Raw genomic sequence first — 8,636 nt, forward strand, 5'->3', positions numbered from 1 at the left:
CAGGAGCATGCAAACCGCCCTGTCGCGGTCAAGAAAAAGGGCGGCCGCTGGCCGCCCTGGAAATGCCACGTTCGTCACGCTCAGAACTTGTAGGCCACGCCCATCGAGGCCAGATTCACATCCGCTTCGCCAGTGTTCGAGCTGCCCAGTTGATGAAATTGCTCAAACTCGGCACGCACCGCCACATTGCGGGTCACGTCCCAATTGACGCCCACACCCCAGGTGCCCTTCAAATCGGTGGAGGACGGGTTGTTGGACCAAATGCGGACACCGCTGCCCGACGTGGCGCCACTGCCTTCCACCCGCGCCACGATGCCGCCCACTTTGCCGAAGACCGAGAACTGGTCGTTCAGCGGCAAAATGCCAACGGCCACCGCATTCACGCCGCTCGCCTTGTACTCCAGACTGCCTTGAGACCCCGTGCCGGCAATGCTATAGCTAGCCTTGCCCAGGTCGACGTAGCCGCCCTCGATCGCGAAGTATCGGTTGAGCTGATAGCCCAGTTGCAGCTTATAAGCGGTGTCGGTGTCATTCTTGGAAGCGTGGACGCCATATTGCGCCAACGAATTGTCCAGGTAGCTGGTATCCCAATCGACATGCGATTGACCCACCGAGCCCAAGACGTAGAAACCCTCAGCCATAGCCGGTGCAGCCAAGGCAGAAACGATTACGATCAGTGCAAATTTCTTCATAGTTATTGTCTTCTAAACGTGACGAAAAAAATAAAATGCCATTTCGCAAAGAAATGGCACAAAATGGTAACACTTTGTCACATTTAAATTCAATATTTAAATTATGTTTTTATGGCAAACATTTAGAAACGGTACGCGAGCCCAACAGAAGCCAAGTCGACCGTCGTCTTACCGGTTTCCGTGTTTCCCAGTTCGTGGAACTGCTCATACTCGGCACGTGCCGCCATTTGCGCGGAGATATCCCAATTAACGCCGATTCCCCATGCCGGTTTAAGGCCATTGGAAGAAAAGCTCTCCGATTCGCCGAGGCTATTGGAGCCCTCCGCTTTCACGTGGGCGTAGATCGCCCCCACCTTGCCGAACAAGGAGAATTGGTCATTGAGCGGCCACATGCCGAGCACCGCCGCATTCAGGCCACTGGCCTTGTACTCGCCTTGGGCACTCGCTAAGCGCGTGGCGAAATTGTAGCTGGCCTTGCCCAGGTCCACGTAACCACCCTCGACCGCCCAATAGGGGCTGAATTGATACCCCACCTGAAGTTTATAGGCGGTATCGGTCTCGCCTTTGGAAAAAGTGCCACCGACCTGTGTTGCCAAATTATCCACGTCGCTGGTGTCCAAATTGAACTTTGACTGCCCGAGTTCGCCCAGCGCATATAAACCGTCCGCCCAGCCCGGCGAGGCCAGGAGCAGCGTTGCCGCCAATAGCGCAAATCTCTTCATCATTATTCTCCCGTAATAAAACGAAGTGAGAAGCACTTATAAAAATAGAGAAAAATATTTTATTTTCAAATAGATAACAAATCGCCATCCGAAAAATATTGCACAAACAAAAAACGGCAGCCTGAGGACCCTCTGAAGCCGCCGTTTCATCTATCGAAAAAACGAGGAAGGTCAGAACTTGTAAGCGACACCCAGCGAGGCCATGTCAACAGTGGCTTTGCCGGTCTCCCCTCCGCCTAGCTTGTGAAACTGCTCATATTCGGCACGCAACGCCACATTACGCGTGACATCCCAATTGGCGCCGACGCCCCAGGTTGCCCTGAGATCGGTGGAGGACGCGCTTTGGTTCTTTTGCTGGCCGACATTGACCATGGTGTCGTTCACTTTCACCCTGGCGATCACCCCGCCCAGTTTGCCAAATAAAGACCATTGATTATTCAGCGGCACGATGCCAACCCCTACCAGATTGAAACCTTCCGCCTGATAGGCAGCATCTTTTCGTATGCCTGGCAAGGAGAAACGACTGCTTGCCTTGCCGAAATTCACATAGCCGCCCTCAAGGGCAAAATAAGGGCTGAACTGATGACCTGCCTGCAATTTGTATGCCGTGCTCTTGTTTTTTTGGTCGGAGCTAAACCCCGGCGCCGTCTGCTGCGTACCGCTGTAGAGCGCTTCCATGCCATCCACGCTGGCTTGCCCCACCGAGCCAAGCACATAGAATCCCTCCGCCAAGACAGGCATGGACAAACTGGACACCATCGCGATCAGTGCAAGGTTCTTCATTTTTTTCCAATCTTAAATAATTAGTTAAAACAAATTTAATCAAATATCAGAAAGGCGATCGAATTCTAGCGCCAGCCTGTCCCAATGGGCAATTCGGCACGGCATAACTCACCCAAAAACTCAAAGAACACGCTAATTGGCGAATTTTGAGCCTTTCCGGCACCATGGCGGTCTAGGTGAGCGATACGGTAAGGGCTCATTCCCCATGGAGCCCAACATCATGAAAACGCTTTTTGCCGCGGCCCTGCTGATTGCCGCGGGGTGCTCGCACGCTTTTGAATTGACGAGTCAGGACATACAGGAAGGGCAGCGCTTGCCCGAACGCCAGGTGTTGGACGGCTTTGGCTGTCATGGCGGCAACATCTCGCCATCGCTGGCATGGAAGGATGCGCCAGCCGGCACAAAGAGCTTCGCGCTGACCGTTTACGATCCGGATGCGCCAAGCGGCAGCGGCTGGTGGCATTGGTTAGTGGTCGATCTGCCGGCGGCGACCCGGCAATTGCCGGCCGGCGCCTCCGGCAGGCTCGCCGCAGGGCTGGAAACGCGCACCGACTTTGGCCGGTCAGGCTATGGCGGGGCCTGCCCGCCGGCCGGTCGCGGCATGCACCGTTACCAATTCACGATCTGGGCTTTGCCGGTGTCCAAACTGGACATTGCCGGGCCGCACGTGTCTCCGGCCATGATCGGCTTTTTACTCAACGGCATGGCACTGGGAACGGCGCGGCTCACTGCGATCTATTGGCATTGAAAGAAAGGAAGATGCAATGACGAACGGACGACGGCTGGTGCATACGGACCGGTTCTCCTGTTCGCGCGTGCAACCGCTGCACGACGTGCCGATCCTGCTGCCGACCATCGTCCGCATTATCGAGGGGCGCAAACGGCTGAGTTGGCAGGGCAAATGGTTGACGGTCGGCCCGGAAGCGTGGCTGCTATTGCCGGCAGGCCAATCGTTAAGCTTTTCCAATCTGCCATTGGCGGGGCGCTTTGTCTCGCAAACGCTCACCTTTCTCTCCCCGCCCGCTGGCGCGGCGATGCCGTCTACCACCCTGTCGCCGGCGCATCGTTTCACGGCGGGAGAGGCGTACTGCTTCGATCTGATCGCGGGTATGCATGGCAATGGGTTGTGCGAGGCGGCGCAAGCGGCTCTGATTGAGGCGTTCTATGCCGAGTTGGCGGCTTCGGGGGCGTTCGCCCGGTTGTTCCCCCCTAGCCGGCGAACCTTGGCGCAACGGTTGGCGGTGTACTTCAGTGCGGATCCCGGCGCCGAACATCGGTTGGAAACCGTGGCTGCGCACTTCGCCATGAGCCGCGCCACACTGGCGCGCCACTTGATCGCGGAGGGGGTGCATTTTCGCGACATGTTGGCCGAGGCGCGACTGAATCAGGCTTTGAGCCTGCTGCAACGCAACATGTCGCCGGAAGACGTGGCCGTGGCCTGCGGCTACCACTCGGCGCGGCGCTTCAATCAACGCTTTCAGCAACGGTTCGGCCTAAGCCCGCGCCGCTATCTGGCCACCTGTCACGAAGAGATAGATCGTTAATCGCGCGCGAGGCTCGTGCGCACGCGTGTGCGCGATTTCAGTTCATTGCACTGCGGGCAAAACCAATTACTGGCGCCGCAGGCCTGCAACCGCTCCATCTCGGCGCCGCAGTCCATGCAGTGGCCTTGCACGCGATAGTGCGCGCCACAGGTCGGACATGCCCAGGCCTTGCCTTGGGACACCAGTTCGCTTTGGTCGGCGGGACACCGTTTTTCCATTGCAGCACTCACTGATTACGCATGAAGTCGGCGGTATCCTGAAAGGCAGCCAACAGTTGCGCTTTCAGGGCCTCCTCGCAGATTAGTTCGCCGACCGCCTGACGCATGCAGTGCATCCACTGATCACGCGCGGATTCGTCCACGGCAAACGGCATATGGCGCATCCGCAGCCGGGGATGGCCGAAGGACTGGACGAACAACTGCGGGCCGCCCAGCCAGCCGGAGAGAAACATGAACAACTTCTGGCGCGAACCGGCCAGATCGGCCGGATGCATCGCGCGCAACGGCGCGGCGGCGGGGTCGGTGTCCATGATGTCGTAGAAGCGGTCCACCAGCCAACGCACCACCCCCTCGCCACCCAAGAGCTGGTACGGCGTCATGTCTTGCACCGCGCTCACTTCCCGCCCTCGCGCGCCAAGGCCAAATATTTGCCGTCCTCGCCATCGAAGATCTCTGCGCCGGCCGCGGCCAATGCGTCGCGCAGGCATTCGCGCGCTTCGTCGGCCTGACCGAGTTCCCATAGCGCTTGGCCCATCCGCAAGGCGATGTACGGGTTGGACAGCCCGCCCGGGCAGGTCAATGCATAGTCCAGCTCGGCAATCGCTTCATCAAAACGCGCAGCGAAAAAATGAACATCGGCAATCGCCACCTTGATCCACGTGGCGACTTCCCAGGCGCGCTGCGGGTCAGGCAGCAAATCCCAGGCGCGGCGGTAAGCGGCGAGCGCCTCGTCGAGTTGATCGGCCTCGGTCAGACGATCGCCATCCTCGCAGTGGTGCGCGATGGCTTGATAAGTCTTGGCGTCCAATTGGATGTCTGACGACATAGGCATTTCCAATGCAATATTTACAGATAATTAATAATAACATGCGGCGAATTGTCCAGATAAATCCGCACAATTCACACCCCCGGCAAAATTCCAGCCAGCTTGGCCAGGTTCAGGTGCTGTTCGAGCGAGTCGGCCAGACGATCTATATGCTGTTGGCGTAACGCCGGATAGTCGAGCGCCTCGGCGTGTGCGAGCCCGGCCCAATCCAGCAGCGCCGCGAGCGCCTCGGGGTGATCGAACAAGCCGTGCAGATAGGTGGCCAGAATCTGGCCGTCTTCCGATAGCGCGCCATCCGTTTTATCGCCCAAGCGCACCGCCGGGCGCGCCAGCGCCGCACCTTGCGTCACGCCCATATGAATTTCGTAGCCGGTCACGCTGGCCCCGCTCCCCATCAGCGCGCCTTCGACGCGCGTCAGGCGTTTTTCCGTCTCCAACGTCGTTTCCAGATCGAGCAAGCCGAGACCGGGACAGCTTCCCGCCTCGCCCTCCAAACCGAGTGGATCGTGAATCCGTTGCCCCAGCATTTGCAAACCGCCGCAAATGCCGATCAGTTTGCCGCCATAGCGCAGATGGCGCCGAATCGCCGGCGCCCAGCCGTTGGCGTGGAGCCAGGCCAGGTCGTCTCGTACGCTCTTGCTGCCCGGCAGGATGATCAGATCGGCGGAAGGAACCGGCTGGCCAGGCCCAACCAGCGTCAGCGCAACCTGAGGATGCAGCCGCAGCGGATCGAAGTCGGTATGGTTGCTGATGCGCGGATAGACCGGCGCCACGACGCGCAGCACGTCGCGATCGGCACCGGCCTCGGCCGAGCCTTTCTGGCTGATGCTGTCCTCGGCCTCGATATGCAGTCCGGTCAGATAGGGCAGCACGCCCAATACCGGCTTGCCGGTTTCGCGCTCCAACCAGTCGAGCCCCGGCTGCAATAAGGCAATGTCGCCGCGGAAGCGGTTGATGACGAAACCGGCCACGCGGTCGCGCTCGCTCGCCGACAGCAGCGCCAGCGTGCCGACCAGATGGGCGAACACCCCGCCACGGTCGATATCGGCGACCAGCACCACCGGGCAGTCGACCGCCTCGGCAAACCCCATGTTGGCGATATCGCCTTCGCGTAGATTGATTTCCGCCGGGCTGCCAGCCCCTTCCACCACCACACAGTCATATTGCGCCGCCAGGCGACGAAACGATTCCAACACCGCCTCGCGCGCCTTGGGTTTGTAGGCGTGGTATGGCACTGCGTCCATATTGCCGATGGAGCGTCCCTGAATGATCACCTGCGAGCCCATATTGGTGTTCGGCTTGAGCAGCACCGGGTTCATGTCCGTGTGCGGCTCGATGCCGCATGCGAGCGCCTGCACCGCCTGCGAGCGGCCGATCTCGCCGCCGTCGATGGTCACCGCGCTATTGAGCGCCATGTTCTGCGGCTTGAACGGCGCCACGCGCACGCCGCGGCGTGCGAGCAGCCGGCACAGGCCGGCGGCCAGCGTGCTCTTGCCGGCGTCGGAAGTGGTGCCCTGGATCATCAGAGATTTTGCGGACATGTTTTTGATCTCCGAACGCGCTTTTTTCTTGAGCACGTCCTAGAATGGCGGTTTTTTCCATGGCCGTCGCCCGCAAGGCGGCGACAATAAGCGCCGAAATATAGGCCTCTACCGTGATAAACGCCAGTCTTGTTTTACCCGCCCTGTTGCTCGATCGCCTGCTGGCCGAGCCGCGCCGTTTTCACCCGTTGGTCGGCTTCGGCTGGCTGACCGCGCGCACCGAGGCGCTGCTCTACCCGCGGCATGCGGACAGCGAGCCCGCTTGGCGCTTGCGCCTGCGCGGCATGCTCGGCATCGCGTTGTTGCTCGCGCCGTTCACGCTCTTCGCCGCATGGCTTGGCCGCTTGCCTGGCGTTGGCGTCGCGGCGGCGGTGATCCTACTCTATTTGGCAGTCGGCGCGCAGAGTCTGGCCCAGCATGCCGAAGCGGTGGCCGAGGCCTTGGAGCGAAACGATTTGCCTCTGGCGCGTCATCGCGTCGGCATGATCGTCAGCCGGCAAACCGGCGAGCTGACCGCCGGCCAGGTGGCGCGCGCCACGGTCGAGTCCGTGCTGGAAAATGGCGGCGACGCGGTCTTTTCGGCGCTATTCTGGTTTTTGCTGGCCGGCGCGCCAGGGGTGGTGCTCTACCGGCTGTCGAATACGCTCGACGCCATGTGGGGCTATCGCAACCAACGCTATCAGTACTTCGGCTGGGCGGCAGCGCGTTTTGACGATTTGATGAATCTGGTGCCGGCGCGGCTGACCGCACTGACCTATATCCTGCTGGGCAACACTCGCCAAGGCTTGCGCTGCTGGCGCGCGCAGGCGCCGACCTGGTACAGCCCCAATGCCGGCCCGGTGATGGCCGCCGGCGCCGGCGCGCTGTCGGTGTCGCTTGGCGGCGCCGCGGTCTATCACGGCAAAACCAAACAGCGCCCGGCGCTTGGCGCCGGCCGCGACCCGGAAACCGCCGACATCCGCCGCGCGGTGGCGCTGGTACGGCGCGGCATGTGGGCCTGGGGGCTCTTGGCGCTGGCCGCCAGCTTGGCAATGGGAACGATTCATGCTTGAACACGGTGGCGGCCTCTTGGCCGCAGCGCAACGCTACGGCATCGCCTTGAGCGATTGGATCGACTTGTCGACCGGGCTCAATCCCCATGGCTGGCCCGTACCGGACATTGCCATGCGTGCTTGGCAGCGCCTGCCTGAGCCCCACGATGGTTTGGAGGCCGCGGCGGCGGCATTCTACGGCGCCGACGGCCTCCTGCCGGTGGCCGGTTCGCAAGCCGCCATCCAGGCGCTGCCGCGCTTGCGACCTCTTTGCCGCGTCGGCCTGCTCGACTTCACCTACGCCGAGCATCCGCATGCCTGGCAACGCCAGGGCCATGCCATCACGCGCCTGACGCCCGGCGCCATCGACGCCGCGCTCGATCAATTGGATGTGCTGCAATTGACCACGCCCAACAACCCCACCGGCTGGCTGCCCGAACCGGCGCAACTGGCCGATTGGCATGAACGGCTGGCCCGCCGCGGCGGTTGGCTGTTACTGGACGAAACCTTCCTCGACGTCACCCCTGAACGTAGCTTGCTGCCGCGCGCCGGTCAGCCTGGGCTGATCATCCTGCGCTCGATCGGCAAATTCTTCGGCCTGGCGGGTGCCCGCGCCGGCTTCGTGTTCGCCTGGCCGGCACTGCTCGACGCGTTGCGCGACGAACTTGGCCCCTGGGCGCTGTGCGGCCCGACGCGCCAAGCAGTGCGTCAGGCGCTGCAAGACCGCGACTGGCATGCCGCGATGCGCGTGCGTCTGCCGCAAGAAAGCGCTCGGCTCGCCGGTTTGCTTACCCGCCACGGCCTTGCACCCGATGGCGGCTCGCCGCTGTTTCAGTGGTTGCGCCATCCCGATGCCGCCGACCTGCACGATCGGCTCGCGCGCCAGGGCGTGTGGACCCGCCTTTTTGCCGAACCGGCCAGTGTGCGCTTCGGTCTACCCGAGAACGAAGCGGCGTGGGATAAGCTCGAGGCGGCATTGGCAGCGCATGGGCCGACGGCGATCAAGATCTAGATCAAGTTTTCTGAAATCGACTTTACCCATGAATCGATAATCACGTAATATCGCGACTACTTGACGGTGCCCACTTGGGTGAAACGGGAATGCGGTACAAGCCGCAGCTGTCCCCGCAACTGTAAGCGAAGAGTTCGGATCACATGCCACTGAGCGCAGGCTTGGGAAGGCGATCCGCAACGATGACGCGCGAGCCAGGAGACCGGCCGTCTGGGGACACGTCGAATTCGTTTTTTACTCAAAGGGTTTGGCTGAAAAACGAATTCG

The 8,636-nt window shown here is 61.1% G+C and carries 11 protein-coding genes and 1 riboswitch; of the genes, 4 read left to right on the top strand and 7 right to left on the bottom strand.

Translation table 11 applies throughout. The features are described from left to right. Positions 1 to 80: 80 nt before the first annotated feature. The 3 genes from JOZ06_RS16760 to JOZ06_RS16770 form a co-directional block, all read right to left on the bottom strand. Positions 81 to 692 (bottom strand): outer membrane beta-barrel protein, encoded by a 612-nt coding sequence (locus tag JOZ06_RS16760; RefSeq protein ID WP_293234481.1) that lies wholly within the window; start codon positions 690 to 692, stop codon positions 81 to 83. Positions 693 to 814: 122 nt separating this feature from the next. Next, positions 815 to 1,417: an outer membrane beta-barrel protein gene (locus tag JOZ06_RS16765; RefSeq protein ID WP_293234483.1), complete on the bottom strand. Its 603-nt coding sequence runs from the start codon at positions 1,415 to 1,417 to the stop codon at positions 815 to 817. Between the two features lie 168 nt (positions 1,418 to 1,585). Continuing rightward, positions 1,586 to 2,197, bottom strand: coding sequence for an outer membrane beta-barrel protein (locus JOZ06_RS16770; RefSeq protein WP_293234485.1), 612 nt, complete (start codon positions 2,195 to 2,197; stop codon positions 1,586 to 1,588). Positions 2,198 to 2,417: 220 nt separating this feature from the next. On the opposite strand from JOZ06_RS16770, the gene JOZ06_RS16775 reads away from it, so the two are divergent. Next, positions 2,418 to 2,945 carry a YbhB/YbcL family Raf kinase inhibitor-like protein gene (locus tag JOZ06_RS16775; protein ID WP_293234487.1) on the top strand — a complete coding sequence of 176 codons (528 nt, stop codon included), beginning with the start codon at positions 2,418 to 2,420 and terminating at the stop codon, positions 2,943 to 2,945. A 16-nt stretch (positions 2,946 to 2,961) separates the two neighbouring features. After that, a complete protein-coding gene (locus JOZ06_RS16780) occupies positions 2,962 to 3,741 on the top strand; it encodes an AraC family transcriptional regulator (RefSeq protein ID WP_293234489.1) in 780 nt (259 codons plus the stop codon). On the opposite strand, the gene JOZ06_RS16785 is transcribed toward JOZ06_RS16780, so the two are convergent. From JOZ06_RS16785 to JOZ06_RS16800, 4 genes are all read right to left on the bottom strand, one after another. Beyond that, complete coding sequence (locus JOZ06_RS16785; protein ID WP_293234491.1) at positions 3,738 to 3,959, bottom strand: zinc ribbon domain-containing protein; 222 nt, start codon at positions 3,957 to 3,959, stop codon at positions 3,738 to 3,740. The genes JOZ06_RS16780 and JOZ06_RS16785 overlap by 4 nt on opposite strands. A gap of 8 nt (positions 3,960 to 3,967) precedes the next feature. Continuing rightward, positions 3,968 to 4,339 carry a group II truncated hemoglobin gene (locus JOZ06_RS16790; protein WP_293234493.1) on the bottom strand — a complete coding sequence of 124 codons (372 nt, stop codon included), beginning with the start codon at positions 4,337 to 4,339 and terminating at the stop codon, positions 3,968 to 3,970. Positions 4,340 to 4,353: 14 nt separating this feature from the next. Next, positions 4,354 to 4,785, bottom strand: a complete 432-nt coding sequence (locus tag JOZ06_RS16795) for a tetratricopeptide repeat protein (RefSeq protein ID WP_293234495.1) — start codon at positions 4,783 to 4,785, stop codon at positions 4,354 to 4,356. 74 nt (positions 4,786 to 4,859) lie between these two features. Further along, the gene (locus JOZ06_RS16800) at positions 4,860 to 6,326 is read right to left on the bottom strand and encodes a cobyric acid synthase (protein ID WP_293234497.1); all 1,467 of its coding nucleotides are present in this window, start codon (positions 6,324 to 6,326) and stop codon (positions 4,860 to 4,862) included. Between the two features lie 113 nt (positions 6,327 to 6,439). On the opposite strand from JOZ06_RS16800, the gene cbiB reads away from it, so the two are divergent. Continuing rightward, positions 6,440 to 7,378 carry an adenosylcobinamide-phosphate synthase CbiB gene (gene cbiB / locus JOZ06_RS16805; RefSeq protein WP_293234499.1) on the top strand — a complete coding sequence of 313 codons (939 nt, stop codon included), beginning with the start codon at positions 6,440 to 6,442 and terminating at the stop codon, positions 7,376 to 7,378. Beyond that, positions 7,371 to 8,369: a threonine-phosphate decarboxylase CobD gene (gene cobD, locus JOZ06_RS16810; protein ID WP_293234501.1), complete on the top strand. Its 999-nt coding sequence runs from the start codon at positions 7,371 to 7,373 to the stop codon at positions 8,367 to 8,369. Before cbiB ends, cobD begins: the two co-directional genes overlap by 8 nt. A 47-nt stretch (positions 8,370 to 8,416) precedes the next feature. Beyond that, positions 8,417 to 8,595, top strand: a riboswitch (cobalamin riboswitch). Positions 8,596 to 8,636 lie beyond the last annotated feature (41 nt).

Source organism: Paludibacterium sp. (assembly GCF_019232825.1).
In the GTDB taxonomy this organism is placed as follows: Bacteria; Pseudomonadota; Gammaproteobacteria; order Burkholderiales; family Chromobacteriaceae; genus Paludibacterium.

Coding starts and splice junctions, on each gene's coding strand:
- JOZ06_RS16760 (WP_293234481.1), bottom strand. CDS start 692: ATGAAGAAATTTGCACTGATCGTAATCGTTTCTGCCTTGGCTGCACCG.
- JOZ06_RS16765 (WP_293234483.1), bottom strand. CDS start 1,417: ATGATGAAGAGATTTGCGCTATTGGCGGCAACGCTGCTCCTGGCCTCG.
- JOZ06_RS16770 (WP_293234485.1), bottom strand. CDS start 2,197: ATGAAGAACCTTGCACTGATCGCGATGGTGTCCAGTTTGTCCATGCCT.
- JOZ06_RS16775 (WP_293234487.1), top strand. CDS start 2,418: ATGAAAACGCTTTTTGCCGCGGCCCTGCTGATTGCCGCGGGGTGCTCG.
- JOZ06_RS16780 (WP_293234489.1), top strand. CDS start 2,962: ATGACGAACGGACGACGGCTGGTGCATACGGACCGGTTCTCCTGTTCG.
- JOZ06_RS16785 (WP_293234491.1), bottom strand. CDS start 3,959: ATGGAAAAACGGTGTCCCGCCGACCAAAGCGAACTGGTGTCCCAAGGC.
- JOZ06_RS16790 (WP_293234493.1), bottom strand. CDS start 4,339: ATGACGCCGTACCAGCTCTTGGGTGGCGAGGGGGTGGTGCGTTGGCTG.
- JOZ06_RS16795 (WP_293234495.1), bottom strand. CDS start 4,785: ATGTCGTCAGACATCCAATTGGACGCCAAGACTTATCAAGCCATCGCG.
- JOZ06_RS16800 (WP_293234497.1), bottom strand. CDS start 6,326: ATGTCCGCAAAATCTCTGATGATCCAGGGCACCACTTCCGACGCCGGC.
- cobD (WP_293234501.1), top strand. CDS start 7,371: ATGCTTGAACACGGTGGCGGCCTCTTGGCCGCAGCGCAACGCTACGGC.